The following is a 25,517-nucleotide window of genomic DNA, read 5'->3' as shown; positions in this document are numbered from 1 at the left end:
TCATTCACTGGTAAGGGCGGTGACCGGGTCCAGCCTGGCCGCCTTGCGAGCCGGCATGAAGCCGAAGAGGACACCGGTGACCAAGGCGCAACCAAAGGCGCCGAGCCCGGCCATCAGGGAGAAGGCCACCGCAATGTCACTGAGGATCAGCACGCCGCCGATGATCAATGCCAGGGCAATTCCAGCCAGGCCGCCCACCACCGAGAGCATCACGGCCTCGGTCAGAAACTGGCGCAGGATGTCCCGTTGGCGGGCACCGGTGGCCATGCGGATGCCGATCTCGCGGGTGCGTTCGCGCACGGTCATCAGCATGATGTTCATCACGCCGATGCCGCCCACCAGCAATGAAATGGCGGCTATGGCACCGAGCATCAGCGACAGGGTGTTCTGGGTGCGGGCCTCGGCCTGGATCATGGCGGCGTTGTTGGTCAGTTCATAATCGCGTTTGCCACCGTGCAGGCGCAGCATCAACTGGTCGATGGCCTGTTCGGTCTCCTTGACCTTGCGCGCATCGGCGGCGGCAATCACCACGTATTCCGGGTTGTAGCTGCCGAACAGGCGGATGCTGGCGGCGGAGTAGGGCACGGCAATCCGGTCGTCACTGTCCTGGTCGCCGGAGCTCGCACCTTTGCCAGCCAATACGCCGACCACCTGGAAAGGCACGTTTTCGATCAGGATGTATTGGCCGATGGGATTGGCGAGGTCCTTGAACAGGGTGTCACGCACTTTCTGGCCGATCACTGCCACCGCAGCGGCGCTGTGCTCGTCGGCGTCGGTGAAGTAGTCACCTTCGACCACCGGCCAGTTGAAAATGGCCGGGAAGTGCGTGTCGTTGCCGCCGACGTAGGCGGCATGGTCGACATTGCCGAAACGTACGGTCGCCTGGGCACCGTTGACCGGCATGATGCGTTGCACTTGTGGCAGGTCTCCCAGGGCGGCGACGTCATCCAGCGTGATGATGCCCGGCGGTGTACGCGGGTTGGGGGTGTGGCCGCTCAGGTAGATGATGTTGGAGCCGAATGCGCCCATCTGCGCCATTACCTGGCGCTTGCTGCCTTCGCCGACGGCCAGCATCACCACCACCGAAGCCACGCCGATGACGATGCCCAGCAGCGTAAGGGCCGTGCGAAAGCGGTTGATCCACATCACGCGCCAGGCCGCGTGCACCGCATCCACAAGCTCACCCTTCCAGGCGCCGGTGTGTTCGCTGCCATCGGCCAGGCGCTGGCGCAAATCTACGGCCTGCAACGTACCCTCCACGGCCTGCGCCGGGGCGTTGTCCGGGCCCGAGTCGCTGACGATCTGGCCGTCGCGGATCTCAATGATGCGCTTGGCCCGCGCGGCCACTTCCCGATCGTGAGTGATCAGAATGACCACATGGCCCTGGCTCGCCAGTTCGTCGAGCAGTGCCATCACTTCGGCGCCGCTGTGGCTGTCGAGGGCGCCGGTGGGTTCGTCGGCAAGGATGATATGGCCGCCATTCATCAGCGCGCGGGCAATCGACACTCGTTGCTGCTGGCCGCCGGACAATTGGTGGGGGCGGTTGCCGGTGCGGCTGGCCAGGCCCAGCCGATCCAGCAGCGCTGCGGCGCGGGCATGGCGTTCGCCGGCGGGCAGGCCGGCGTAGATGGCGGGCATCTCGACGTTTTCCTGGGCCGAGCCGGACGCAATGAGGTGGTACCCCTGAAACACAAAACCAAAGGCTTCGCGGCGCAGCCAGGCCAACTCGTCGCTGCCCAGTTGTGCAACATTTTCCCCGGCGAACAGGTAGTCGCCCCGGGTCGGGCGGTCGAGGCAGCCGAGGATGTTCATCAGGGTGGATTTGCCGGAGCCCGAGGTGCCGACGATGGCGACGAATTCGCCGGCATGGATCGACAGGTCGATGCCGCGCAGCACATCGACCTGCGGGGTGTCATGGCCGCCGTAGGATTTGCGGATGTCCCGCAGCTCGATCAGTGGGGTGGGCATTCAACCACCACTGCCGTCGGACGGGCCGGTCAGCAGGTGGTCGCCTTCCTTGAGCCCTTCCAGCACCTGGACCCGCCGCCGGTCACTGATGCCGGTGCGCACCTCGTGAGTCTTGATGCTGCCGTTGGCGGCCACTACCCGCGCCAGTTGCTGGTCCGGGGCACTGCCGCCCTGCAACGCGGAGATCGGTGCAGTGAGTACGTTCTTCGCCGAGTTGGCGACGAAAAACACCTGGGTGGTCATCTCTGCCATCAAGGCGTGGTCGGTGTTGTCGACATCCAATAGCACGGTATAGAGCACCACTCGCCCACTGCCGCTCTTGCTGGAACTGGCGGGGCTGCCGCCGCCCTGGCTGGTTTCGTTCAGCGGCTTGGGCGGGATCGGCAGGATCTGTCGCACGGTGCTGGCCCAGCGCCGGCTGCCGCCGCTCAAGGTGGTGAAGTAGGCGCTCATGCCCGGTTTGACGTGGCCGATATCGGCTTCCGAGACCTCCGCCCAAACGGTCATCGGTGAAAGCTTGGCGATGCGCATGATCAGGGGGGTCTGTTGCTGTGCGTTGAGGGTCTGGCCGACCCGGGCGTCGACTGCCACCACCGTCCCGGACATCGGCGCATAGATGCGCGTGTAGCCAAGCTCCGCTTCGTCGCTGCGCAGGCTGGCCTGGGCCTGGCGGATCTGCGCCTGAAACATCTCGACCCGGGCCTGGGTGGCGCGCCACTCGGCCTGGGCGGTTTGTACATCTTCCTCGCGCGTGGCGCCGGCGGCCGTGAGGTTTTGCTGGCGCTTGTATTTCTGCTGCGCCAGGTCGTGCTGGGCGCGCTGCTCCTGCAACTGGGCCTTGAGGTTTTCGATGGCAAAACGGCTGGCGTCGAGCTTGGCCTTTTGTGTGGCGGGATCGATTTCCACCAGCAGTTGGCCTTCCTGGACCTGGTCGCCGGCTTCGACATGGATCTTGCGGATTTGCCCGGACGCCTGGGCGCCCACGTCGACGTAGCGCCGTGGTTGCAGGGTGCCCAGCGCGGTCACGCTGCTTTCAATGTCGCCTCGAGTGACCTGGACAGTGGACAGCTTGTCGCGCCCTGCGGGTAGAACCTGCCAGGTGGCCAGGGCAATCATAGGGACCAGGCACATCGCTGCCAGCCAGGCGTATCGGTTAACTCGGGGACGTTTCATGCAGGGTTCCAGCCAAGGGAATTCGGTCCGCTGGTGCACGCAGGTGGGGCGCGGGCAGCGGTCTGTCGGCACGGGGGCTGTCCTGTAAACGAGGAGGCGGAAGGGGAATTTAAGACGGTTTTCGGTGGCTGGGCAGGGATAGATTACAAGTTGTTTCGTGGGCAATATGTAACCAGCGCTTTAACTCTACATGAGAATTATTATAAATTACGCGCTTCAAACTGCCATCATCGTGCGACCAACTCCTTGGTACATCGATTTGTCAGAGACGTGCCGTCTGATCCACGGTGGAGAAGCCTGTTGGAAAGCTACTATCGGGAGCTGGTGTATTTTCTCCGTGCCAGGCTGGGCAACCCGCAGCAGGCCGAAGATGTGGTGCACGATGCTTATTTGCGGGTGCTGGAGCGTTCCAGCGAAACGCCGATCGAGCAGCCCCGTGCCTTTCTCTACCGCACCGCGATGAACCTGGTGATTGACGGCAAGCGCTACACGGCGCTGCGTCAGATGGAATCTTTAGACGTGCTGGAAGGCGATGAGCGTTTTTTCAGCCCGCCCCCCCAGGCCGACATTGACCACAAGCAGCGCCTGGACCTGGTGCGCCAGGCTCTGGATGAGCTGTCTCCTGTCTGCCGCGAGAGCTTTTACTTGCGCAAGCTTGAGGGCATGTCCCATCCGCAGATCGCCGACCGCCTGGGTATTTCCAAAGGCATGGTGGAGAAATACATCGTCAATGCCATGAAACATTGCCGGCTTCGCATGCGTGAGTGGGACGCAAACTGACCGGCAACCTGGCAGCCAGTTAAATTTCTTTTCATTGTCCTCGTTCTTATTCAACAGACGACCTGTGCCGGGATTACACGTGTGTAATTGACCCGTGTGCCCGCCAGGTTAACCAGGCTTTCCCTCCTGTAGCAGAGGGCTTATCCAGAGGACACTGGAATGACACAGGCAATTGCATCGCCCGCCGTTCACGACCTGATCGGTATCGGGTTCGGCCCCTCGAACCTGGCGCTGGCCATCGCCCTGCAGGAACGCGAGAAAGCCCAGGGCAAGCTGGATGTTCTGTTTCTCGACAAGCAGGCCGACTACCGCTGGCACGGCAACACCCTGGTCGCCCAGAGTGAATTGCAGATTTCGTTCCTTAAGGACCTGGTGACCCTGCGCAACCCCACCAGCCCGTATTCGTTCGTCAATTACCTGAAAGCCCACGGTCGCCTGGTGGATTTCATCAACCTGGGCACTTTTTATCCGTGCCGCATGGAGTACAACGACTACCTGCGCTGGGTCTCCGGGCAGTTCCAGGCGCAGAGCCGTTATGGTGAGGAAGTGCTGGCCATCGAGCCGATCCTGCATCAGCAGCAGGTCGAGGCGCTGCGGGTGATTTCCCGGGATGGCCAGGGTGAGCAACACGTGCGTACCACCCGTTCGGTGGTGGTCAGCGCCGGTGGCACGCCGCGTATTCCCGAGTCTTTCAAGGGGCTCAAGGAGGACGGGCGGGTGTTCCATCATTCCCAGTATCTGGAGCGCATGGCCAAGCAGCCATGTGTGGACGGCAAGCCGATGCGCATCGCGATCATCGGCGGCGGGCAGAGTGCGGCTGAGGCCTTCATTGATCTGAACGACAGTTTTCCGTCGGTGCAGGTCGACATGATCCTGCGTGGCTCGGCCCTCAAGCCTGCCGATGACAGCCCGTTCGTCAACGAAGTGTTCTCGCCGGAATTCACCGACCTGGTGTTCCAGCAGAACGGCAGTGAGCGCGAGCGGCTGGTCAACGAGTACCACAACACCAACTATTCGGTGGTGGACCTGGACCTGATCGAGCGCATCTACGGGATTTTCTACCGCCAGAAAGTCTCCGGCATTGCCCGTCATGCGTTCCGCACCCTGACCACCGTGGAAAAAGCCACGGCCGGGCCGCTGGGTGTCGAGTTGGCGTTGCGCAACAACGCCACCGGCGAGACCAGCCTCAACCACTACGACGCCGTGGTGCTGGCCACCGGGTATGAACGCCAGATGCATCGCCAGTTGCTGGCACCGTTGGCGGACTACATGGGCGACTTCGAAGTCAGCCGCGACTACCGCATCGTCACCGACGAGCGCTGCAAGGCCGGCATCTACATGCAGGGTTTCAGCCAGGCCAGCCATGGCTTGAGCGATACGTTGCTGTCGATCCTGCCGATCCGTGCCGACGAGATTGCCGCGTCGCTGTACGAGCACGACCGCAGCCGCGGCAAGGGGCGTTCGGTGCAGGATTTGCTGCTGGCCACCGCCAGCTGACAGGCTGCACTTGAACCCCGGGGCTTGCTGCTGATACTGTACAAAAAACCAGTATCGGTAGAAGCCCCATGCAGTTGATCGAAAAACTCAGCATCCTCGCCGACGCCGCCAAGTACGACGCCTCCTGCGCCAGCAGCGGCGCCCCCAAGCGCAGCTCGGAAGGCAAGGCGGGGCTGGGTTCCACCGATGGCATGGGCATCTGCCACAGCTATACGCCCGATGGTCGCTGCGTGTCCCTGCTCAAGGTATTGCTGACCAACTTCTGCCTCTACGACTGCCAATACTGCGTCAACCGCCGCTCCAGCGACGTGCCCCGTGCACGCTTCAGCCCGGAGGAGGTGGTGACCCTGACCCTCGACTTCTACCGGCGCAACTGCGTCAGCGGGCTGTTTCTCAGCTCCGGCATCATCCGTTCGGCCGACTACACCATGGAGCAGTTGGTGCGGGTCGCCAAGCTCCTGCGCGAAGAGCATGACTTTCGCGGCTACATACACCTCAAGACCATTCCCGAAGCCGACCCGGCGCTGATTGCCGAGGCGGGGCGTTATGCCGACCGCCTCAGCGTGAACATCGAGTTGCCGACCGACAAGAGCCTGCAGACCCTGGCGCCCGAGAAGCAGATTTTCTCGATCAAGCAGGCCATGCAAACCATCTACACCGGTGAACAGACCGTGCTCAACGAACCCCGTGCACCACGTTTCGCGCCAGCGGGGCAGAGCACGCAGATGATCGTCGGCGCCGATGACACCGACGACAGCACCATCCTCCACAGCGCCGAGGCGTTGTACGGCAACTTCAAATTGCGCCGGGTGTATTACTCGGCGTTCAGCCCGATTCCCAACAGCCCCAAAAGCGTGCCCCTGGCCGCGCCGCCCCTGATGCGCGAGCACCGCTTGTACCAGGCGGATTTCCTGTTGCGCAGCTACGGTTTCAGCGCCAATGAACTGTTCGAAGGGCCGGGCGACCTGGCCCTGGACATCGACCCGAAACTGGCTTGGGCCCTGGAGCACCGCGAGGTGTTCCCGCTGGACCTGAACCGCGCCGAGCCGACACTGATTGCGCGCATTCCCGGGATTGGCCTGCGCACCACCCAGCGGCTGGTGGACCTGCGCCGCCAGCGCAAGATCCGCTTCGAAGACCTGGCGCGCATGCGTTGCGTGCTGGCCAAGGCCAAGCCGTTTTTCATCACCAGTGACTACCACCCGCAGCAGGCGGAAAGCACCAGCGTGCTGCTGCGTGAACAACTGCGCGACCGTCCGCAGCCGCAGCAAATGGGGCTGTGGGGATGATCAGCCTGGAGTGCGACAACCTGTTCAGCACCTGGCGCGAGCAGGCGCGCTGGCTGCTCAGCCATCAGATTGACCCAAGCCATGTGAGTTGGGGCGTGGCCGAGGTGGCGGACCTGTTTGCCACTGACGAGCAGTACCCGGCCGAGTGCGGGCCGTTCCAGGCGCGGATCCCCAAGGCGCTGCTGGAGCTGCTGGAGTCTGCCGCGTGTTACCACGGTGAGCAGCGCTGGAGCCTGTTGTATGAGGTGTTGTGGCGCGTCAGCCATGGGGACCGCACGGCGATGATGTCGGGGGACAAGCTGGGCAGCGAGTTGCAGCGCCGGATCAAGCAGGTGCAGCGCGAGGCCCATCACCTGCATGCGTTTGTGCGGTTTATCGCGTTGCCGGCCGAGGCGGGGCCGGAGTTGCCGGAGTATGTGGCCTGGCACGAGCCGGCCCACGATATCCTGAAGGTGGCCAGCCAGCATTTTGTCGGGCGCATGGGGCGCCATCGCTGGATGATCGCGACGCCCCTGGATGGGGTTTATTACGATGGGGAACAATTGATTCATCAGCGGCACTGCCCGGTGGAGTGGCAGCAGTTGGCGCAGAATGTCGAGGACCCGCACAGTGCGATGTGGCTGACGTATTACAGCCATATCTTTAACCCGGCGCGGCTGAACCCGAAGGTGATGGAAGGGCATTTGCCGAGCCGATTCTGGAAGAATCTGCCGGAGGGCAAGTTGATTCCGGGGTTGATCAGCGAAGCGCGCACGGGCAAGCAGCGGGATGGGCAGGCGAAGATGATTGGGGCCAAACAGGGTAAGAGAATCTCAAGCGGGCACATTTAAATGTGAGAGCGGGCATTTGTGTTGAGTGGGCTTCTGTGGTGAGCGGGCTTCTGTGGTGAGTGGGTTTCTGTGTTGAGCAGGCTTCTGTGGTGAGCGGGCTTGCCCCGCGCTGGGCTGCGAAGCGGCCCCAAAACCTGCGCTCCGGTTCCATCTGAAAGAACTCGGTGACTTTGTTGGGGCTGCTTCGCAGCCCAGCGCGGGGCAAGCCCGCTCACCACAAAAGCCCTTTCACCACAAAGGCCTGCTCACCACAAAAGCCCTTTCACCACAAAGGCCTGCTCACCACAAAAGCCCTTTCACTACAAAAGCCCACTCACCACAGAGGCACCTTCACCACAGTGATGTGTGCGGTTTTGGCGGGTGGTGTTCAGGCCAGTTCCGTGGCGGTATTTTTCACCACCGCCAACTCCGGATGCGCCACCAATTTATCAATGTGCAACTCGTCATTGTTCAACCAGGTTTCCGTCAGCACCCGATAGTGCTCCATGTCCCGGCAGCGCATGCGCAGGCTGTAGTCGAACGGCCCGCTGATCAACTGGCATTCGAACACTTGCGGGCAGGCCTTGACGCACGCCTCGAACGCTTTCTGCGCCGAGCGCCCGCTCTGGTTGGAGAGGGCTACCAGCACCAGCAGTGACAGCCCCGGCGAAACCATCTGCACATCGATGATTGCCCCATACCCCCGGATGACCCCGCGTCGCTCCAGCTTGCGCACCCGTTCCAGGCACGGCCTGGGCGTCAGGTGCACCAGCGACGAGAGTTTTTCGTAGGTGATGCGTCCCTGGTGCCGCAACACGTCGATGATGGCTTCATCGATGCGGTCCAGCACAGGGGAAGCGTTCGGTCCGGTGGCCTTGGTATCCATGGGGTCTGGTGTTCACTTCAATCGGTTGGAAAGAAATTGCTGCAAGCGTTCGCTGTTCGGCTGGTCGAGGATTTCGGCTCCGCCTTGCTCCTCGACACGGCCCTGGTGCAGAAACAGCACTTGGCTGGACACCTGCCGGGCAAAGCCCATTTCGTGGGTGACCATGAGCATGGTACGACCTTCCTCAGCCAACGTCTGTATGACTTTAAGGACTTCTCCTACAAGTTCAGGGTCGAGGGCCGAGGTGGGTTCGTCGAACAGAATGATCTCCGGTTCCATCGCCAGGGCCCGGGCTATGGCGACGCGCTGTTGCTGGCCGCCGGAGAGGAATGCCGGGTATTGGTCCGCCACCCGGCCCGGCAGGCCGACCTTGTCGAGGTACATCCGTGCGCGTTTTTCTGCCTCGGCGGCGCTCACCCCCAGCACGCGGCGCGGGGCCATGGTGATGTTTTCCAGCACGGTCATGTGGCTCCACAGGTTGAAGTGCTGGAACACCATGGCCAGGCGGGTGCGCAGGTTCTGTAATTGCGCCTGATGCGGTGCACGGGTGCCGGCGCGGCCTTGCTGCATTTCGATGCTGATGCCGTCCAGGGTGATGACCCCGGCGTCCGGCTGTTCGAGGAAGTTGATGCAACGCAACATCGTGCTTTTGCCGGAGCCGCTGGCGCCGATCAGGCTGATCACGTCGCCATTACGCGCGTTCAGCGAGACGCCCTTGAGCACCTCATGCTCACCATAGCGTTTGTGCAGGCCTTCGACCTGGAGTTTGACGTTGGCGTTCTCGGCCACGGCAACCGGTTTGGCGGCAGGGCGTACATCGGTGGGATAAGCGGCCAGGGCCTGCGCGGACTGATTCATGGGTTAGCCTCGGGTAGGAACAAGAAAACGCATCCAGCGACGTTCGGCCAGTCGAAACAGGCCCACCAGTGCAAAGGACAGCAGCATGTACAACAGGGCCGCGATGCCAAAGGCCTGGAACGTCAGGAACGTTTCGGCGTTGGCGTCGCGGGCCACCTTGAGGATGTCGGCGATGGTGGCGGTGAACGCCAGGGAGGTGGCGTGCAGCATCAGGATCATTTCGTTGCTGTAGGCCGGCAGCGCACGACGCAGTGCGGCGGGCACTACCACAAACAGGTTCAGGCGCCAGCCGTGCAGGCCGTAGGCCTTGGCTGCTTCGATTTCGCCGTGGGGAATGTTGCGGATCGCCCCGGCAAAGATTTCCACGGTGTAGGCGCAGGTGTTCAGCACAAACGCCAGCAACGTGCAGTTCAGTGCATTGCGGAAAAACTGGTTGAGCAGGGCGTTGTCCTGCACCACGTCCAGGCCGTAGAGGCCGGTGTAGCAAATCAGCAGCTGGATATACAGCGGCGTGCCGCGGAACAGGTAGGTGTAGACCTCCACCGGCCAGCGAATCCAGAAGTGCTCCGACACCCTTGCGATGGCCAGCGGGATCGACAGGAAGAAGCCCAGTACCACCGAGATAATGAACAGCCACAGGGTCATCGCCACCCCGGAAAAGCCGTTGCCGTCGGTGAACAGGTAGGCCAGGCCGTATTGCTGGATCAGTTCGATCATCGCGCCATCCCCTTGATGCCGACGTTGTAGCGCCGTTCCAGGCGTTTGAAGATGCGGTTGGAGAGGGTGGTGATCACCAGGTACACCAGGCCCGCGAGGATCAGGAAGTACAGCGGGTCGTTGGTGGTCTTGCCGGCGTTTTGCGCGGCCTTGACCAGGTCCGACAGACCGATGATCGACACCAGTGCCGTGGACTTGAGCAGCACCAGCCAGTTATTGCCCAGGCCCGGCAGGGCAAAGCGCATCAACTGCGGGAACAGCACCAGGCGAAAGCGCTGCCAGCGGCTCAGGCCGTAGGCGGTCGCGGCTTCCAGTTGGCCGGCCGGCACGCTGAGAATCGCCCCGCGAAAGTTCTCGGTGAAATACGCCCCGTAGATAAAACCGAGGGTGATGACACCGGCGGTGAACGGGTCGATTTCGAAGTAGGCCCAGCCGAGCATTTCGCTCAGGTCGTTCAGCCACAGTTGCAGGCTGTAGAAAATCAGCAGGATCAGCACCAGGTCCGGCACGCTGCGGATCAGCGTGGTGTAGAGCGTGGCCGGAACCCGCAGCAGCTTGACGCTGGACAGCTTGGCACCGGCGGCGATCAGGCCCAGCGACAGGCTCAGCACCAGCGCCAGGAACGCCAGCTTGACCGTCATCCAGGCACCCTGAGCCAGCAACGGGCCGAAGCCTTGCAAGTTGAGGAATTCATTCATGGAGGGGAGATCTCTGTGGGGCTCAGACGTCCCCTGTAGGAGCCGGCTTGCCGGCGATGGGGCCGTCGAGTTCAGCGCAATGCTTCAGGCAGCCATCGCTGGCAAGCCAGCTCCTACAGGGGTGGGATGGATATCACTCGTTGTAGATATCCTGATCGCCGAAGTATTTCTTTTGGATCTGTGCGTAGGTGCCATCGGCCTGGACGGCGGCGATGCCTTTGTTGATCAGTTCCACCAGGTCCTTGTCGTTCTTGCGCAGGCCCATGGCGATGTCGAGCGGCAGGGTCGGGTCCTTGAAGGCCGGGCCGGTCTTGAAGTCGGCGCCTTCAGGTTTGGACAGGAAGTTGAGCTGGGCTTCGAGCTTGTCGGTGAGGGTGGCGTCGAGGCGACCGTTTTGCAGGTCGGCGTAGTTCTGTTCCTGAGACTGGTACGCCTTGATCTGCGCGCCAAGTTTTGCCAGGTGCGCACGGGCATAGGCCTCTTGCAGCGAGCCTTGCAGCACGCCGACCTGTTTGCCTTTGAGGGATTCGGGGGTGTCGCCGAAGTCGGCGCTTTTGCGGGTGATCACCGAGGTCGGGCTGAGGAACAGCCGGTCGCTGAAGTCGATGACTTTCTGGCGGGCCGGGGTCACGGCCATGGAAGACATGATGGCGTCGAACTTGCGCGCCCGCAGCGCCGGGATCATGCCGTCGAATTCGTTGTGGACCCACACGCATTTGACTTCAAGCTTGGCGCAGATGGCGTTGCCCAGGTCGATGTCGAAGCCTTGCAGGCTGCCGTCGGCGGCGACCGATTCAAACGGTGGGTATTCGGGGAAGACCCCAAAGCGGATTTCTTTCCATTCCTGAGCCTGGGCAGCCGTGGCGGCCAATGGCAGGAGCAGCGCAGCGAAAAGTGATCGGAGCGGAGTCATGTGTATTCCCTATATTTTGTAATTGATGTCAGGGCAGTAGAAAGCTGAAAGCTAAGGCGAGCTGGCTTTTGTGGCGAGGGAGCTTGCTCCCGCTGGGCTGCGCAGCGGCCCCAAAATCCCGGGAGCGCTACGCACTCCAGCGGGAGCAAGCTCCCTCGCCACATTGGGATGTTTCTTGTCAGAGAGAATGCTTCAAGATGGTGCGTTTTTTGTGTCGTTTACCCCTGCCGCGGCGGGCGGAATGTGCTGTTAAAACGCGGGTCACAGCGGAAACGGCTGCGGCACCCGCTAAATCGGCTTGTCAGTCGACTTTTTCCGGCCTGCCCCTCACGCAAAGCGGCAGGCCAGAGCGGTCTCAGGCGCGCTTTTTCTGCTGTGCCACCGGTGCCTGAGCCAGGCGGGCAAACAGGTCCTTGGGGTCGGCCAAGTCCGGCACCAGTTCCAGTTCGCTGCCCACGTCCAGTGCCTTGGCCACGTCCAGCACGTAACGCAGGGCGGAGTAGTCTTCGATGGCAAAACCCACCGAGTCGAACAGGGTGACCTGGCGCGCATTTTCGCGGCCCGGGGCCTGGCCGTTGATCACTTGCCACAGCTCGGTGACCGGCGAATCTTCCGGCATGTGCTGGATCTCGCCTTCAATGCGGCTTTGCGGTTCGTACTCGACGATCACCCGCGCACGTTCGACGATTCGTCGGTCCAGCTCGGTCTTGCCCGGGCAGTCGCCGCCCACGGCATTCAGGTGCATGCCCGGCTCGATCATCTCGTCCGTCAGGATGGTGGCGTAGGCCTTGTCGGCGGTCACGGTGGTGACGATATCGGCGCCTTTCACCGCTTCGGCCACGCTGCCCGCCAGGATTACCTTGATCGCCGGGAAGGCTTTCAGGTTGGCGGCCAGCTTGGCGGTGGCCTTGGCGTCGATGTCGAACAGGCGGATTTCATTGATGCCCAGTATGGCGTGGAAGGCCAGGGCCTGGAACTCGCTCTGGGAGCCGTTGCCGATCAGCGCCATGCTGCGGCTGTTGTCCCGGGCCAGGTAGCGCGCTACCAGCGCCGAGGTGGCGGCGGTGCGGATCGCGGTGGTCAGGGTCATTTCGGCCAGCAGCACCGGTTTGCCGGTGTCCACATCGCCCAGGGCGCCGAAGGCCATGACGGTGAGCATGCCGCTCTGGGTGTTTTTCGGGTGGCCGTTCACGTATTTGAAGGCGTACAGCGACGCGTCGGACACCGGCATCAGCTCGATCACGCCCTCGGGGGAGTGGTTGGCCAGGCGTGCGCATTTTTCAAAGTCCTGCCAGCGCAGGTAGTCGGCGCGGATGTACTCGGCCATCTCGGTGATGCAGGTTTGCAGGCCTTTTTGCGAAACCAGGTAGCTCAAGTCGTTGACGTCGATATAGCGGGTCATGGGAAGACTCCTTATTGAAATGAGGGGCGGGCGGGCAGGTGCACTTCCGCCAACATGCAGCGGGCACTGCCGCCGCCGATGCGTTCGATGTTGTCGATGTTCACCACCACCGGCCGGGTGTGGCGCTCCACGTGCTGGCGCTGGGCCGGCTTGAGCGAGCCCCAGGCGCTGGCCGACATCACCAGCAGCGGCTGGCCGTCGCGGTCATGGACTTCCAGCATGTTGCCGGCGAAGGCTTCCAGCTGGTCGAAGTCCAGGGCGACGATGTCTTTGCCGGTGTCGCGCAGGGAACGTTCCAGGGCCTGGCGCTCGTGGTCGTCGGGCAGGGCTTGCAGGCACACCACAGAGAGGTCGCGGCCGACGCTCATCATCACGTTGCTGTGGTAGATCGGCGCCTGGTGGCGGTCGACGGCGTGGAACACGCAGACCTGATAGTCCAGGCGTTCGGCAAACTGGCGCAGGGCATCCTGATGGGTACGCCCGGAGTGGCAGGCGTAGCTGATGCGGTGCTGGCGGTCGAGGACCATGCTGCCGGTGCCTTCCAGGAACATGTTCTGTTGTTCGAGGTGGCTGAAGTCGATGGTGTTGTGGATCGCAAAGCGTTGCTCCAGCACTTGCAGTACGCCTTTGTCGCGTTCCAGTCGTCGGTTCTGGCCTTCCATCGGGTAGAGCACCAGGCTGCCGTCGGCGTGGCTGCTCCACCAGTTGTTGGGGAAAATCGAATCCGGGGTGTGAGGGGCGGGGGTGTCTTGAACCACCAGCACTTCCACGCCGTGGTGGCGCAGGGTGTCGACGTAGCCGTCGAACTCTTCCAGCGCTTTCCGCTGTGCGGCCACCGGGTCGAGGGGCGCGCGCTGGAAGCGGTTGTTGATCGCGGTGTCCGGGTTAAAGGCGAAGTGCGCCGGGCGGATCATCAGGACAGTGTTGGTGGTTTGCATGGGTGCATGGGTCCATGGGGTTGGGCAGTGAGGCTATTTTGTGCGGTGTGAAGGAAGAATCCCGGCTGAAGTGAGGGGGTGGCTCAGCCGGGAAAGCTGAAAAGTGGGGTGGGGCAGCCGAATCGGCTGTTGGGTGCGGTTGAAGGAACAAAGCTGGTCAACTGTGGGAGCTGGCTTGCCTGCGATAGCGGTCTGACAGTCAATCAAGTATCGACTGACAGACCGCTATCGCAGGCAAGCCAGCTCCCACATTAGTATGGGGGCGCTGCAGGAATTGAGTCCGTCATTAAGGAGTGCCCATGCCCACTGAAGTTCGTCTCGCCCAAACCACCGATGCCGAGGGCATCAGCCAGGTCATCCTGGCGGCCCTGCATGACAGCAACGCCCGGGATTATCCGGCTGACGTGATTGCGCGGGTGGCGAGCAACTTTACCCCCGAGGCTGTGGTGGGATTGCTCGGGCGTCGAACGGTGCTGGTGGCCATCCAGGATGAGGTGATCGTGGCCACTGCCGCGCTGGATGCCAATGTGGTGCGCTCGGTGTTCGTCAATCCGGTGCTGCAAGGGCAGGGTATCGGGCGCTTGCTGATGATTGAGATCGAGTTGCGTGCCCGGGAAGCCGGGGTGACCTCGCTGCATGTGCCGTCTTCCCTGACCGCCGAACCGTTCTACACCAAGCTGGGTTTCCACACGGTGCGCGACGTTTACCATGGCAATGAGCGCACGCTGGTGATGGAGAAGGCGTTGTCATCCCGCCATCCCATCGGCGCCTATCGCGACCGTGCGCATCGGGCGCAGGTGGTGGCGCTGTGGCAGGCGGCGTTTGGTTATGACGCGGCCCATAACCTGCCGGGCCTGGCGATCGACAAGAAGTTGGCGGTCAACGATGGGTTGTTCTTCGTGGCCACCGACAAGAAGGCGGTGATCGGCACCATCCTCGCCGGCTACGACGGGCATCGTGGCTGGCTGTATTCGGTGGCGGTGCACAACGACTATCGCCGCCAGGGCCTGGGTGCCTCGCTGGTGCGGCATGCGGAGCAGGCGTTGACCGCCTTGGGCTGTATGAAGATCAACCTGCAGATCACCAGCGGCAATGACGCGGTGATGGGGTTTTATGAGGCGCTGGGTTATGGCGCCGAGCCGAGGATCAGCATGGGCAAGAGGATCCTGGAAAATATTCCGCAAGATTGAGCTTGATTCTGAAAACACTGGAGATCAAATGTGGGAGTGAGCAAGCCCGCTCCCACATTTTGTTTTGCGGTGTTGCTTAGACCTTGACGATCCAGCCCGCAGGCGCTTCGACGTCGCCGGACTGTACGCCAGTCAGCTCTTTGTAGAGCTTCTGGGTGACCGGGCCGACTTCTTTTTCGCTGTAGAACACGTGCAGCTTGTCTTTGTACTCGATGCCGCCGATCGGGGTGATCACGGCCGCGGTACCGCAGGCGCCGGCTTCCTTGAAGTCCGACAGCTTGTCGATCAGCACGTCGCCTTCAACCACTTCCAGGCCCAGGCGCGATTTGGCCAGCTCGATCAGCGACAGGCGGGTGATGCCTGGCAACACCGACGGCGAGTTCGGGGTGACGAACTTGTTGTCGTGGGTGATCCCGAAGAAGTTGGCCGAGCCGACTTCTTCGATTTTCGAGTGGGTGGCCGGGTCGAGGTAGATGCAGTCGGCGAAGTTGGCTTTTTTGGCCAGGGAGCCGGGCATCAGGCTGGCGGCGTAGTTGCCACCGACCTTGGCCGCGCCGGTGCCGTTTGGCGCCGCACGGTCGTAACCGGAGATCAGGAAGTTGTGCGGGGTCAGGCCGCCCTTGAAGTAGGCGCCTACCGGGATGCAGAAGATCGAGAAGATGAACTCCGGCGCGGTGCGCACGCCGATGTTGTCACCGGTGCCGATCACGAACGGGCGCAGGTACAGCGCGCCGCCGGTGCCGTACGGCGGGATGAAACGTTCGTTGGCGCGGACCACTTCCTTGCAGGCTTCGATAAAGGCGTCGGTCGGCACTTGCGGCATCAGCAGGCGGCCACAGCTGCGCTGCATGCGCGCGGCGTTCTGGTCCGGGCGGAACAGGTTGATCGAGCCGTCCTTGCAGCGGTAGGCCTTGAGGCCTTCAAAGCATTGCTGGCCGTAGTGCAGGGCGGTGGAGCCCTCGCTGATGTGCAGCACGTTGTCGTCGGTCAGGGTGCCTTTTTGCCACTCGCCGTCCTTCCAGGTCTGGAGGAAACGCTTGTCGGTCTTGATGTAGTCAAAACCCAGCTTGTCCCAATTGATGCTTTCGTTACCCATGACACCCTCTATCTTTTGTCAACCGCCTGGTCGAAGGCAGGCTTATGGTTTATTTCTGGATGGGCGCAACAATACTTCATTAGCGGGGGGATTCGCATCCCCCTTCACATGTGCAATGCATGCCCCAGGGCCCGCAGCGCCGCTTCCTGTACCGCTTCGCCGAGGGTCGGATGGGCGTGGATGGTGCCCGCCACGTCTTCCAGGCGCGAACCCATTTCCAGGCTCAAGCCGAAGGCCGTGGACAGTTCCGAGACGCCAACGCCCACCGCCTGCCAGCCGACGATCAGGTGATTGTCGCGGCGCGCCACCACCCGTACGAAGCCGGTTTTCGACTCCAGAGTCATGGCCCGGCCATTGGCGGCGAACGGGAAGCTCGAGACGATGCAGTCCAGCCCGGCGGCCTTGGCCTCGTCCGGGGTCTTGCCGACCACCACCAGTTCCGGGTCGGTGAAGCACACCGCCGGGATCGCTGCCGGGTTGAATTCGCGGGTTTTACCGCTGATCAGTTCGGCAACCATTTCGCCCTGGGCCATGGCGCGGTGGGCGAGCATCGGTTCACCACTCAGGTCGCCGATCGCCCACACATTGCGCATGCTGGTCTGGCAGCGGCTGTCGATCCTGATCGCCGAGCCGTTCATGTCCAGGTTCAAGGCTTCGAGGTTCCAGCCCTGGGTATTGGGTTTGCGACCAACGGCAACCAACACCTGGTCGGTTTCCAGCGACAGCGTCTCGCCGCCGGGGTCACGCACTTGCAGGGTGTTGTGCTCAAAACCGGTGACGCTGTGTTTCAGGAACACCTTCACACCGAGTTGCTTCAGGGACTCGGCCACCGGCTGGGTCAGTTCGGCGTCGTAGGCCGGCAGGATCCGATCCTGCGCTTCGACCACGCTGACCTCGGCGCCGAGCTTGCGATAGGCAATCCCCAGCTCCAGGCCGATGTAGCCGCCGCCCACCACGATCAGGCGTTTAGGAATGCGTTTCGGCGCCAGGGCTTCGGTGGAGGAGATGATCGGCCCGCCAATTGGCAGCATCGGCAGGTTGACGCTTTTCGAACCGGTGGCCAGCAGCAGGTGCTCGCACTGGATGCGCTGGTCGCCGACGTCGACGGTCTTGCCATCCACGACCTTGGCCCAGCCTTGAATGACCTGCACTTTGTGTTTCTTCAGCAGCGCCGCAACGCCGGTGGTCAGGCGGTCGACGATGCCGTCTTTCCATTCCACGCTTTTGCCGATGTTCAGGGTCGGCACATCGATTTCGATGCCCAACGGTGAACCCAGGCTGTGTTGCACGGTTTGCTGGAACTGTTCGGCCACATGGATCAGCGCCTTCGATGGAATGCAGCCGATGTTCAGGCAGGTGCCGCCCAGGGACTGGCCTTCCACGAGGATGGTCGGGATGCCCAGTTGGCCAGCGCGAATCGCCGCCACATAACCGCCAGGCCCGCCGCCGATAATCAGCAGCGTGGTGTGCAATGTTTGAGACATGGGTTACTCCAGGAACAGGCTGGCGGGTTGTTCGAGCAGGCCACGGATGGCCTGGATGAATTGCGCCGCGTCCATGCCATCGACCACCCGGTGATCGAAGGAGCTGGAGAGGTTCATCATCTTGCGAATCACGATCTGGCCCTTGATCACCATCGGCCGTTCGACAATCCGGTTGACCCCCACGATGGCCACTTCCGGCAGGTTCAGCACCGGTGTGCTGACGATCCCGCCCAACGCGCCCAAGCTGGTCAGGGTAATGCTCGAACCCGACAGCTCATCGCGGCTGGCCTTGCCATTGCGCGCCGCACTCGCCAAACGATTGATTTCTTGCGCCGTGCCCCACAGGTTGCGGGCTTCGGCGTGACGCACCACCGGCACCATCAGGCCGACATCGCTCTGGGTGGCGACGCCTACATGCACCGCGCCGAGGCGGGTGATCACCTGGGCTTCGTCGTCATAACGCGCGTTGATCTGCGGGAAGTCCCGCAACGCCACGACCATGGCCCGTACCAGGAACGGCAACAGGGTCAGCTTGCCGCGGGTGGCGCCGTGTTTCTCGTTGAGGTGCACGCGCAACTCGTCGAGGGCGGTGACGTCGATCTCTTCCACATAGCTGAAATGCGCGGCACGCCGGGTGGCGTCCTGCATGCGCTGGGCGATCTTGCGGCGCATGCCGATCACCGGGATTTGCTGCTCGTCGTTGCGTTCGGCGTACGGGTTGGAGGCCGCGGAATTTTTCGCCGGACCCTGGAGCAAGTAAGCGTCCAGATCTTCATGCAGAATCCGGCCGGCCGGGCCGGAACCCTGGACCAGTCGTAGCTGGATGCCAGCATCCAGCGCATGTTTGCGCACGGCCGGGGAGGCCAGCGGACGGTCATCGGCCTCGCGGGCCACTGGGGCCTGTGCCGCCACCGCAGGCCTGGCGGCCGGTTTGGGCTCAACCACGGGCGCGGCCTTGGCTTCAACTTTCGGCGCCGGTGCGGGTGCGGGTGCGGGCGCGAGGTCTTCAACCACTGCCGATTCCCGGGTATTGCCCGCGCCTTCCACTTCGATACTGATCAGGATACTGCCCACCGCCATGACTTCGCCCGGCTCGCCGCCGAGGGAAATCACCTTGCCGTGCACCGGCGAAGGAATGTCCACCATGGCCTTGTCGGTCATCACATCCGCCAGCACCTGGTCTTCTACTACCAGGTCGCCGACCTTGACGTGCCACACCGACAATTCAACTTCTGCGATGCCTTCGCCGATGTCCGGCATCTTGATAACGTGCGTGCCCATTCAGACCTCCATAACCCGATGCAAAGCCGCGCCCACTCGGGTCGGGCCAGGGAAATACGCCCACTCCTGCGCGTGGGGATACGGGGTATCCCAGCCGGTAACGCGCTCGATCGGCGCTTCCAGGTAGTGGAAGCAATGCTCCTGCACCAGCGCCACCAGCTCGGCGCCGAACCCGCAGGTACGGGTGGCTTCGTGAACGATTACGCAGCGACGGGTTTTCTTCACGGAGTTGACGATGGTTTCCAGGTCCAGCGGCCACAGGCTGCGCAGGTCGATGACTTCGGCATCGATGCCGGTTTCTTCAGCGGCGACTTGCGACACATACACCGTGGTGCCGTAGGTGAGGATGGTCACGTCCTTGCCCGGGCGGGCGATGGCGGCCACATCCAGCGGCACGGTGTAGTAACCGTCCGGCACTTGCGCTTGGGGGTGCTTGGACCACGGGGTTACCGGGCGGTCGTGGTGGCCGTCGAACGGGCCGTTATACAGGCGCTTGGGTTCGAGAAAGATCACCGGGTCATCGTTTTCGATGGAGGCGATCAGCAGGCCCTTGGCGTCGTAAGGGTTGGACGGCATCACTGTGCGCAGGCCGCAGACCTGGGTGAACACCGCTTCAATACTCTGGCTGTGGGTCTGGCCGCCGTAGATACCGCCGCCGCAGGGCATGCGCATGGTCAACGGTGCGGTGAACTGGCCGGCCGAGCGATAACGCAGGCGGGCGGCTTCGGAAATGATCTGGTCGGTCGCCGGGTATACGTAGTCGGCGAACTGAATCTCGGCCACCGGCCGCAGGCCGTAGGCGCCCATGCCGACCGCCACACCGACGATGCCGCTTTCGGAGATCGGTGCGTCGAACACCCGCGAGGTGCCGTACTTGTTCTGCAAGCCTTCGGTGCAACGGAACACGCCGCCGAAGTAACCGACGTCCTGGCCGAACACCACCACGTTGTCGTCTCGCTCAAGCATCACATCCATGGCCGAGCGCAAGGCCTGGATCATGGTCATGGTCGTGGTGGTCATGGCGGTTTCCAGCTGGATATTGTTGTTGTGATCGTTCATGTCAGATCCCCAACTCTTGACGCTGGCGCTTCAAGTGCTCCGGCATCTCTTTATAAACGTCTTCGAACATGGTCGCGGCGCTTGGAATCTGGCCACCGGCCAGGGTGCCGTACTGTTCGGCTTCTTTCTGGGCCTTGAGCACTTCGGCTTCAAGCTCGGCACTGACCGCCGCGTGCTCCTCTTCGGACCACTGGCCAATCTTGATCAGGTGCTGCTTGAGGCGGGCAATCGGGTCGCCCAGCGGGAAGTGGCTCCAGTCGTCGGCGGGACGGTATTTGGACGGGTCATCGGAGGTGGAGTGCGGGCCGGCGCGGTAGGTCACCCACTCGATCAGGGTCGGCCCCAGGTTGCGGCGGGCGCGTTCGGCGGCCCAGGCAGAGGCGGCGTACACCGCGACAAAATCGTTGCCGTCTACCCGTAGGGAAGCGATGCCGCAACCTACGCCGCGTCCGGCAAAGGTCGTGGCTTCACCGCCGGCGATGGCCTGGAAGGTGGAGATCGCCCACTGGTTGTTTACGACGTTGAGGATCACCGGCGCCCGGTACACATGGGCGAAGGTGAGGGCGGTGTGGAAGTCGGATTCGGCGGTGGCGCCGTCGCCGATCCAGGCCGAGGCAATCTTGGTATCGCCCTTGATCGCCGAGGCCATGCCCCAGCCCACGCCCTGTACGAATTGGGTGGCGAGGTTGCCGGAAATGGTGAAGAAGCCGAAGTCTTTTACCGAGTACATGATCGGCAACTGGCGGCCCTTGAGCGGATCACGCTCGTTGGACAGCAGTTGGCAGATCAGGTCTACCAGCGGCACTTCCCGGGCCATCAGGATGCTTTGCTGGCGGTAGGTGGGGAAGCACATGTCGTCGATGTTCAAGGCCAGGGCCTGGGCGCTGCCGATGGCTTCTTCGCCAAGGCTTTGCATGTAGAACGACATCTTTTTCTGACGCTGGGCGACCACCATGCGGTTGTCGAAGATTCGCGTCTTGAGCATGGCGCGCATGCCCTTGCGCAGAATCTCGACGGGCACACCTTCGGCCCATGGGCCCAGGGCCTGGCCCTGATCGTCGAGCACGCGAATCAGGCCCTTGGCCAGGTCGGCGGTGTCGGCGGGTTCTACGTCAATTGGGGGTTTGCGCACGGTGCCTGCGTCAGTCAGGCGCAGGTAGGTAAAGTCGGTCTTGCAGCCTGGGCGGCCCGAGGGTTCGGGGACGTGCAGGCGCAGTGGTTCATACTGCTGAGTCATGGCTTTCTACGCTCTATCTTGTGAATTTCTTGTAGTGGGCGCGGTAGCTGACAGTCCTTCTTCGGGTAGAAGAAATCTTGTCCTACAACAATCATAGGCTCGGCTCAGGAGAATATTTATCTCTGTTTCGTTGCGTTGGAGATCATTTGGGGATAAAAAAACTGCATAAACATAATAAACAGGTGGTTTTGTCTCATGCGCAAACTGGACCGTATCGATATCGGCATTCTGAACGCCCTTCAGGAGAACGCCCGCATCACCAACGCCGACCTGGCCCGCTCGGTCAACCTGTCGCCCACGCCGTGTTTCAACCGGGTCAAGGCCATGGAAGAACTGGGGCTGATTCGCGACCAGGTGACGCTGCTGGACGCCGACCTGCTGGGGCTGCACGTCAATGTGTTCATCCATGTCAGCCTGGAAAAACAGAACGAACTGGCTTTGCAGCAGTTTGAAGGGGCGATTTCGGATCGCCCCGAAGTGATGGAGTGCTACCTGATGGCCGGCGACCCCGACTACCTGATTCGGGTGCTGGTGCCGACCATCCAGTCTCTGGAGCGCTTCATGATGGACTTCCTGACCAAAGTCCCGGGTGTCGCCAACATCCGCTCCAGTTTTGCCCTCAAGCAGGTGCGCTACAAGACGGCACTGCCGCTGCCGGCCAACGGCATCAACCTCGGTTAGTACACCCTGTTCATAAACAACACAGCCCAACTGTGGGAGCCGGGCTTGCCCGCGATGGCGGAGTATCAGCCACCCGATGCGCTGTCTGACACACCGCTATCGCAGGCAAGCCAGCTCCCACAATTGGCAGTGCATTTCAAAGCTGGTTGAGCGGAATCTTCAGATACACCACACCGTTTTCTTCCGCCGGCGGCATCACCCCGGCCCGCACATTCACCTGGATCGCCGGAAGCAACAACGTCGGCATGCCCAACCCGGCATCCCGCGTGGTGCGCATTGCTACAAACGCCGCCTCATCCACCCCGTCATGCACATGAATATTGCCCGCCCGTTGTTCAGCCACCGTGGTCAGGCACTTGGCTGCGCGGCCTTCGGGCGGATAGTCATGGCACACATAAAGGCGGGTTTCAGGCGCGAAAGCCAACAGCTTGCGCATCGACGCAAACAGCTGGCGCGCATCCCCACCGGGGAAATCGCAGCGCGCGGTTCCCACATCCGGCATGAACAGCGTGTCCCCCACCAGAATCAACTGTTCATCGATCAGGTAAGCCATGTCCGCCGGCGTATGTCCCGGCACGTGCAGCGCCTGGGCCTTCAGGGTGCCGATATGAAAAACCTCATCCGGCGCGAACAGATGGTCGAACTGCGACCCGTCCACCCGAAACTCCGGCTCCAGGTTGAACAGGTTCTTGAACACCCCCTGCACCTTGCTGATGGACTCGCCAATCGCGATCTTGCCCCCCAGCTGTCGGCGCAGGTAAGGCGCCGCCGACAGGTGATCCGCATGGGCGTGGGTCTCCAGCAGCCACTGCACCTGCAAGCCGTGCTCGCGCACAAACGCGATCACCTTGTCCGCCTGGCCGGTGCCGGTGCGTCCGGAGGCCGGGTCGTAATTGAGCACCGAGTCAACGATGGCGCAGGGGCCACCGTCCGTTTCATAGACGACGTAGGTGTAGGTCGACGACGCCTCGTCCAGAAAGGATTGAATCAACGCTGGCATGACGGTTGTCCCAAATAAGTAGTTACAATCACTTTACGTTTACACATAATGTTTTGAGCTTAAGTGACAGAGAGAGCCACACGCAAATGGAATCGAACCTGAGTGAAGGCGAAGTCGCGCAATTGCGTGCCTCCGCGTCCAAGGCCTGCGCCTTGCTCAAGGCCCTGGCCAATGAAGACCGGCTGTTGATTCTCTGCCAGTTGACCCAGGGCGAGCGCAACGTCGGCGAGCTGGAAACCATGACCGGCGTGCGCCAACCCACCCTGTCGCAACAGTTGGGCATCCTGCGGGACGAAGGGTTGGTGGCCACCCGTCGGGAAGGCAAATACATTTTCTACGGGCTGGCCAGCCACGAAGTGATTCAAGTGATGAAGACGCTGTCCGGCCTGTACTGCGGCGCAGTGATAAAAAGCTGGGCGTGACGCCGTACGGCAACGACCCTTGTGTGCACTTTTAAACGAAAGGCCATAGACCATGAACGACCAACACTGGGGACCTACCATCAGTGGCGATATCGTTGTCATCGGTGGCGGCTCGGCAGGCATCGGCTTGCTGGCCAGCCTGCTCAAGCGCGACCCGCACCTGAACATCATCCTGATCGAACCCAGCGACCAGCACTACTACCAGCCGGCCTGGACCCTGGTCGGCGGCGGCGCGTATGACGTGACCAAGACCGTACGGCCCATGGCCGACGTGCTGCCCAACGGCGTCACCTGGATCCAGGCAGCGGTCAGCGAATTGCTGCCCGAGGAGCACACCCTGGTGCTCGACAGCGGCCAGCGCGTCACCTGGAAAAACCTCATCGTGTGCCCGGGCCTGCGCCTGGCCTGGGAAAAGATCGAAGGCCTGCCGGAAACCCTCGGCCAGCATGGCGTGACGTCCAACTACAGCTACGAGCACGCCGCCTACACCTGGCAACTGGTGCAGCAACTCAAGCACGGCAAGGCGCTGTTTACCCAACCGGCCATGCCGATCAAATGCGCCGGCGCCCCGCAAAAGGCCCTGTACCTGTCCTGCGATCACTGGCTCAGGCAGGGTGACCTGAAAAACATCGAGGTCGAATTCAACCTGGCCGGCGCCGCCTTGTTTGGCGTGCCGACCTTCGTTCCGCCGCTGATGAAGTACGTTGAAAAGTACTCGGCGCAACTGGCATTCAACGCCAACCTGATCAAGGTCGACGGCCCGGCGCGCAAAGCCTGGTTTGAAATCAAGGACGCCGAAGGCAACGTGCGGGTCGAAGAGAAAACCTTCGACCTGCTGCACGTCGTCCCACCGCAAGTCTCCCCGGACTTTATCCGCCAGAGCCCTCTTGCCGATGCTGCCGGCTGGTGCGAAGTGAATCCCCAGAGCCTGCAACACCTGCGCTACCCGCACATCTTCGGCCTGGGCGATGTGTGCTCCACCACCAACGCAAAGACCGCCGCCGCGGTGCGCAAGCAAATCGTGGTGGTGGCGGAAAACCTGCTGGCCCTGCGCAAACAGGCGCCGATGCCCCTCAAATACGACGGCTACGGGTCCTGCCCGCTGACGGTGGAGAAGGGCAAGGTGGTGCTGGCCGAGTTCGGGTATGGCGGCAAGCTGCTGCCGACGTTCCCCCTCGACCCGACCGTGGCGCGGCGTTCGGCGTGGTTCCTCAAGGCGAGTTTCCTGCCGTGGTTCTACTGGAACGGCATGCTCAAGGGGCGCGAGTGGCTGACCCGTCTGGCCAAGGTGGATTGAGGCAACCCTATGCTGCTGGCAAGTGTTCTGGGCGTGTTGATGGGGTTGGTGATGGGCTTGACCGGTGCCGGAGGCGGCATTCTTGGCGTTCCGGCGCTGGTGTTGGGGCTTGGGTTGACCATGACCCAGGCCGCGCCCGTGTCGTTGTTCGCGGTGGGTGCCGCCGCCGCCGTGGGGGCCCTGGATGGGTTGCGCCATGGCCTGGTGCGTTACCGCGCGGCGCTGCTGATTGCGCTGCTCGGCGCGCTGTTTTCGCCGCTGGGGGTGTTCTTCGCCCACCAGATGCCGGAGAAGGTCCTGATGGGCCTGTTCAGTGCGCTGATGGTGCTGGTGGCCTGGCGCATGTTGCGGCGCGAGAAGCTGGAGGCCGGCCCGAGTGATCACGGCGCCGCGTCCTGGGGCCAGAAGAACTGCATGCTCGACCAACAGACCGGGCGCTTTTCCTGGACGGCCAAGTGCACCGCCACCCTGGCGGCACTGGGCGCGGTAACCGGCGCGGTATCGGGCTTGCTCGGTGTGGGCGGCGGCTTTCTGATCGTGCCGGCGTTCAAGCAACTGACCGACGTGCAAATGCGCGGCATCGTCGCCACCTCCTTGATGGTGATCAGCCTGATCTCGTTGATCGGCGTGATCGGCGCGTTTCACGCCGGGGTCAGTATCGAGCCGGTGGGCTGGGTGTTTATCGGTTCGAGCATTGTCGGCATGTTGGCGGGCCGGCGCCTGTGCTCGGTGATCAAGGCGCGCACCCTGCAGGTGGGTTTTGCCACCCTGTGCGTGCTGGTGGCGGTGGGCATGCTGTGGCGGGCGGCCTTCTAAGCGGGCGGCACCTTGATACCCGTCAA

The 25,517-nt window shown here is 62.4% G+C and carries 24 protein-coding genes; 9 read left to right on the top strand and 15 right to left on the bottom strand.

The features are described 5' to 3' along the window. Complete coding sequence (locus HKK54_RS33165) at positions 1 to 1,968, bottom strand: MacB family efflux pump subunit (RefSeq protein ID WP_010166724.1); 1,968 nt, start codon at positions 1,966 to 1,968, stop codon at positions 1 to 3. Further along, entirely contained in the window at positions 1,969 to 3,141 is a 1,173-nt protein-coding gene (locus tag HKK54_RS33160) for an efflux RND transporter periplasmic adaptor subunit (RefSeq protein WP_010166727.1), read from the bottom strand. 297 nt (positions 3,142 to 3,438) lie between these two features. Here HKK54_RS33160 and HKK54_RS33155 point away from each other — a divergent pair, with 297 nt between their 5' ends. The 4 genes from HKK54_RS33155 to HKK54_RS33140 all read left to right on the top strand — a co-directional run bounded on the left by HKK54_RS33155 (position 3,439) and on the right by HKK54_RS33140 (position 7,537). Continuing rightward, on the top strand, positions 3,439 to 3,921 hold the full coding sequence (locus tag HKK54_RS33155; RefSeq protein ID WP_029615754.1) for a sigma-70 family RNA polymerase sigma factor: 483 nt from the start codon (positions 3,439 to 3,441) through the stop codon (positions 3,919 to 3,921). A 159-nt stretch (positions 3,922 to 4,080) separates the two neighbouring features. Next, on the top strand, positions 4,081 to 5,418 hold the full coding sequence (locus HKK54_RS33150; protein ID WP_169389188.1) for a lysine N(6)-hydroxylase/L-ornithine N(5)-oxygenase family protein: 1,338 nt from the start codon (positions 4,081 to 4,083) through the stop codon (positions 5,416 to 5,418). Positions 5,419 to 5,486: 68 nt separating this feature from the next. Further along, positions 5,487 to 6,707, top strand: a complete 1,221-nt coding sequence (locus HKK54_RS33145) for a putative DNA modification/repair radical SAM protein (protein ID WP_010166733.1) — start codon at positions 5,487 to 5,489, stop codon at positions 6,705 to 6,707. Next, positions 6,704 to 7,537 (top strand): TIGR03915 family putative DNA repair protein, encoded by an 834-nt coding sequence (locus tag HKK54_RS33140; protein ID WP_169389187.1) that lies wholly within the window; start codon positions 6,704 to 6,706, stop codon positions 7,535 to 7,537. The genes HKK54_RS33145 and HKK54_RS33140 overlap by 4 nt, the downstream gene beginning before the upstream one ends. Positions 7,538 to 7,904: 367 nt before the next feature. On the opposite strand, the gene HKK54_RS33135 is transcribed toward HKK54_RS33140, so the two are convergent. From HKK54_RS33135 to ctlX, 7 genes are all read right to left on the bottom strand, one after another. Beyond that, positions 7,905 to 8,402 (bottom strand): Lrp/AsnC family transcriptional regulator, encoded by a 498-nt coding sequence (locus HKK54_RS33135; protein ID WP_003208571.1) that lies wholly within the window; start codon positions 8,400 to 8,402, stop codon positions 7,905 to 7,907. Positions 8,403 to 8,414: 12 nt separating this feature from the next. Further along, positions 8,415 to 9,260, bottom strand: a complete 846-nt coding sequence (locus tag HKK54_RS33130; RefSeq protein ID WP_237151038.1) for an ABC transporter ATP-binding protein — start codon at positions 9,258 to 9,260, stop codon at positions 8,415 to 8,417. 3 nt (positions 9,261 to 9,263) lie between these two features. Then, positions 9,264 to 9,977 (bottom strand): ABC transporter permease, encoded by a 714-nt coding sequence (locus tag HKK54_RS33125; RefSeq protein ID WP_008434490.1) that lies wholly within the window; start codon positions 9,975 to 9,977, stop codon positions 9,264 to 9,266. Then, a complete protein-coding gene (locus HKK54_RS33120) occupies positions 9,974 to 10,675 on the bottom strand; it encodes an ABC transporter permease (RefSeq protein WP_010166737.1) in 702 nt (233 codons plus the stop codon). Before HKK54_RS33120 ends, HKK54_RS33125 begins: the two co-directional genes overlap by 4 nt. A 133-nt stretch (positions 10,676 to 10,808) precedes the next feature. Beyond that, the gene (locus HKK54_RS33115; protein WP_010166754.1) at positions 10,809 to 11,588 is read right to left on the bottom strand and encodes an ABC transporter substrate-binding protein; all 780 of its coding nucleotides are present in this window, start codon (positions 11,586 to 11,588) and stop codon (positions 10,809 to 10,811) included. Between the two features lie 355 nt (positions 11,589 to 11,943). Next, positions 11,944 to 12,990, bottom strand: coding sequence for an ornithine cyclodeaminase (locus HKK54_RS33110; RefSeq protein ID WP_169389186.1), 1,047 nt, complete (start codon positions 12,988 to 12,990; stop codon positions 11,944 to 11,946). 11 nt (positions 12,991 to 13,001) lie between these two features. Next, positions 13,002 to 13,928 carry a citrulline utilization hydrolase CtlX gene (gene ctlX, locus HKK54_RS33105; protein ID WP_169389185.1) on the bottom strand — a complete coding sequence of 309 codons (927 nt, stop codon included), beginning with the start codon at positions 13,926 to 13,928 and terminating at the stop codon, positions 13,002 to 13,004. Positions 13,929 to 14,227: 299 nt separating this feature from the next. Between ctlX and HKK54_RS33100 the strand changes: the two genes are divergently transcribed. Continuing rightward, the gene (locus HKK54_RS33100; protein ID WP_169389184.1) at positions 14,228 to 15,118 is read left to right on the top strand and encodes a GNAT family acetyltransferase; all 891 of its coding nucleotides are present in this window, start codon (positions 14,228 to 14,230) and stop codon (positions 15,116 to 15,118) included. 76 nt (positions 15,119 to 15,194) lie between these two features. On the opposite strand, the gene HKK54_RS33095 is transcribed toward HKK54_RS33100, so the two are convergent. The 5 genes from HKK54_RS33095 to HKK54_RS33075 form a co-directional block, all read right to left on the bottom strand. Continuing rightward, positions 15,195 to 16,214, bottom strand: a complete 1,020-nt coding sequence (locus HKK54_RS33095; RefSeq protein ID WP_169389183.1) for a branched-chain amino acid aminotransferase — start codon at positions 16,212 to 16,214, stop codon at positions 15,195 to 15,197. A 104-nt stretch (positions 16,215 to 16,318) separates the two neighbouring features. Further along, positions 16,319 to 17,698, bottom strand: a complete 1,380-nt coding sequence (gene lpdA / locus HKK54_RS33090; RefSeq protein ID WP_169389182.1) for a dihydrolipoyl dehydrogenase — start codon at positions 17,696 to 17,698, stop codon at positions 16,319 to 16,321. 3 nt (positions 17,699 to 17,701) lie between these two features. Next, positions 17,702 to 18,979, bottom strand: a complete 1,278-nt coding sequence (locus HKK54_RS33085; protein WP_169389181.1) for a dihydrolipoamide acetyltransferase family protein — start codon at positions 18,977 to 18,979, stop codon at positions 17,702 to 17,704. Then, entirely contained in the window at positions 18,980 to 20,038 is a 1,059-nt protein-coding gene (locus tag HKK54_RS33080; RefSeq protein ID WP_010166768.1) for an alpha-ketoacid dehydrogenase subunit beta, read from the bottom strand. Position 20,039: 1 nt separating this feature from the next. Then, positions 20,040 to 21,275 (bottom strand): 3-methyl-2-oxobutanoate dehydrogenase (2-methylpropanoyl-transferring) subunit alpha, encoded by a 1,236-nt coding sequence (locus HKK54_RS33075; RefSeq protein WP_010166769.1) that lies wholly within the window; start codon positions 21,273 to 21,275, stop codon positions 20,040 to 20,042. A gap of 195 nt (positions 21,276 to 21,470) precedes the next feature. Between HKK54_RS33075 and bkdR the strand changes: the two genes are divergently transcribed. Beyond that, on the top strand, positions 21,471 to 21,956 hold the full coding sequence (gene bkdR / locus HKK54_RS33070; protein WP_003212855.1) for a Bkd operon transcriptional regulator BkdR: 486 nt from the start codon (positions 21,471 to 21,473) through the stop codon (positions 21,954 to 21,956). A 136-nt stretch (positions 21,957 to 22,092) separates the two neighbouring features. Here the strand turns inward: bkdR and HKK54_RS33065 are convergent, their stop codons facing one another. Further along, a complete protein-coding gene (locus HKK54_RS33065; RefSeq protein ID WP_169389180.1) occupies positions 22,093 to 22,956 on the bottom strand; it encodes an MBL fold metallo-hydrolase in 864 nt (287 codons plus the stop codon). A gap of 86 nt (positions 22,957 to 23,042) precedes the next feature. Between HKK54_RS33065 and HKK54_RS33060 the strand changes: the two genes are divergently transcribed. The 3 genes from HKK54_RS33060 to HKK54_RS33050 are packed head-to-tail and all read left to right on the top strand — an operon-like array spanning position 23,043 to position 25,491. Further along, a complete protein-coding gene (locus HKK54_RS33060; RefSeq protein ID WP_010166774.1) occupies positions 23,043 to 23,378 on the top strand; it encodes an ArsR/SmtB family transcription factor in 336 nt (111 codons plus the stop codon). 52 nt (positions 23,379 to 23,430) lie between these two features. Next, positions 23,431 to 24,675 (top strand): NAD(P)/FAD-dependent oxidoreductase, encoded by a 1,245-nt coding sequence (locus tag HKK54_RS33055; protein WP_169389179.1) that lies wholly within the window; start codon positions 23,431 to 23,433, stop codon positions 24,673 to 24,675. A 9-nt stretch (positions 24,676 to 24,684) separates the two neighbouring features. Then, a complete protein-coding gene (locus tag HKK54_RS33050) occupies positions 24,685 to 25,491 on the top strand; it encodes a sulfite exporter TauE/SafE family protein (protein WP_010166776.1) in 807 nt (268 codons plus the stop codon). The last annotated feature ends 26 nt before the right edge of the window (positions 25,492 to 25,517 follow it).

The organism is Pseudomonas sp. ADAK13 (assembly GCF_012935715.1).
Taxonomy (GTDB): Bacteria; Pseudomonadota; Gammaproteobacteria; order Pseudomonadales; family Pseudomonadaceae; genus Aquipseudomonas.
Note: the sequence above shows the minus strand (reverse complement) of the source record. Positions and strands in the feature narration are given on the sequence as shown.

Excerpts from the sequence above, each read along its gene's own strand:
- HKK54_RS33110 (WP_169389186.1), bottom strand. The coding sequence starts at position 12,990 with ATGACCCGCTATATCGACGTCAACGACTTGAGCTACCTGGTTTCGCAA.
- HKK54_RS33065 (WP_169389180.1), bottom strand. The coding sequence starts at position 22,956 with ATGCCAGCGTTGATTCAATCCTTTCTGGACGAGGCGTCGTCGACCTAC.
- HKK54_RS33060 (WP_010166774.1), top strand. The coding sequence starts at position 23,043 with ATGGAATCGAACCTGAGTGAAGGCGAAGTCGCGCAATTGCGTGCCTCC.
- HKK54_RS33120 (WP_010166737.1), bottom strand. The coding sequence starts at position 10,675 with ATGAATGAATTCCTCAACTTGCAAGGCTTCGGCCCGTTGCTGGCTCAG.
- bkdR (WP_003212855.1), top strand. The coding sequence starts at position 21,471 with ATGCGCAAACTGGACCGTATCGATATCGGCATTCTGAACGCCCTTCAG.
- HKK54_RS33075 (WP_010166769.1), bottom strand. The coding sequence starts at position 21,275 with ATGACTCAGCAGTATGAACCACTGCGCCTGCACGTCCCCGAACCCTCG.
- HKK54_RS33125 (WP_008434490.1), bottom strand. The coding sequence starts at position 9,977 with ATGATCGAACTGATCCAGCAATACGGCCTGGCCTACCTGTTCACCGAC.
- HKK54_RS33085 (WP_169389181.1), bottom strand. The coding sequence starts at position 18,979 with ATGGGCACGCACGTTATCAAGATGCCGGACATCGGCGAAGGCATCGCA.
- HKK54_RS33050 (WP_010166776.1), top strand. The coding sequence starts at position 24,685 with ATGCTGCTGGCAAGTGTTCTGGGCGTGTTGATGGGGTTGGTGATGGGC.
- HKK54_RS33100 (WP_169389184.1), top strand. The coding sequence starts at position 14,228 with ATGCCCACTGAAGTTCGTCTCGCCCAAACCACCGATGCCGAGGGCATC.
- HKK54_RS33135 (WP_003208571.1), bottom strand. The coding sequence starts at position 8,402 with ATGGATACCAAGGCCACCGGACCGAACGCTTCCCCTGTGCTGGACCGC.
- HKK54_RS33145 (WP_010166733.1), top strand. The coding sequence starts at position 5,487 with ATGCAGTTGATCGAAAAACTCAGCATCCTCGCCGACGCCGCCAAGTAC.
- lpdA (WP_169389182.1), bottom strand. The coding sequence starts at position 17,698 with ATGTCTCAAACATTGCACACCACGCTGCTGATTATCGGCGGCGGGCCT.
- HKK54_RS33150 (WP_169389188.1), top strand. The coding sequence starts at position 4,081 with ATGACACAGGCAATTGCATCGCCCGCCGTTCACGACCTGATCGGTATC.
- HKK54_RS33055 (WP_169389179.1), top strand. The coding sequence starts at position 23,431 with ATGAACGACCAACACTGGGGACCTACCATCAGTGGCGATATCGTTGTC.
- HKK54_RS33160 (WP_010166727.1), bottom strand. The coding sequence starts at position 3,141 with ATGAAACGTCCCCGAGTTAACCGATACGCCTGGCTGGCAGCGATGTGC.
- HKK54_RS33080 (WP_010166768.1), bottom strand. The coding sequence starts at position 20,038 with ATGAACGATCACAACAACAATATCCAGCTGGAAACCGCCATGACCACC.
- ctlX (WP_169389185.1), bottom strand. The coding sequence starts at position 13,928 with ATGCAAACCACCAACACTGTCCTGATGATCCGCCCGGCGCACTTCGCC.
- HKK54_RS33115 (WP_010166754.1), bottom strand. The coding sequence starts at position 11,588 with ATGACTCCGCTCCGATCACTTTTCGCTGCGCTGCTCCTGCCATTGGCC.
- HKK54_RS33140 (WP_169389187.1), top strand. The coding sequence starts at position 6,704 with ATGATCAGCCTGGAGTGCGACAACCTGTTCAGCACCTGGCGCGAGCAG.
- HKK54_RS33165 (WP_010166724.1), bottom strand. The coding sequence starts at position 1,968 with ATGCCCACCCCACTGATCGAGCTGCGGGACATCCGCAAATCCTACGGC.
- HKK54_RS33095 (WP_169389183.1), bottom strand. The coding sequence starts at position 16,214 with ATGGGTAACGAAAGCATCAATTGGGACAAGCTGGGTTTTGACTACATC.
- HKK54_RS33130 (WP_237151038.1), bottom strand. The coding sequence starts at position 9,260 with ATGAATCAGTCCGCGCAGGCCCTGGCCGCTTATCCCACCGATGTACGC.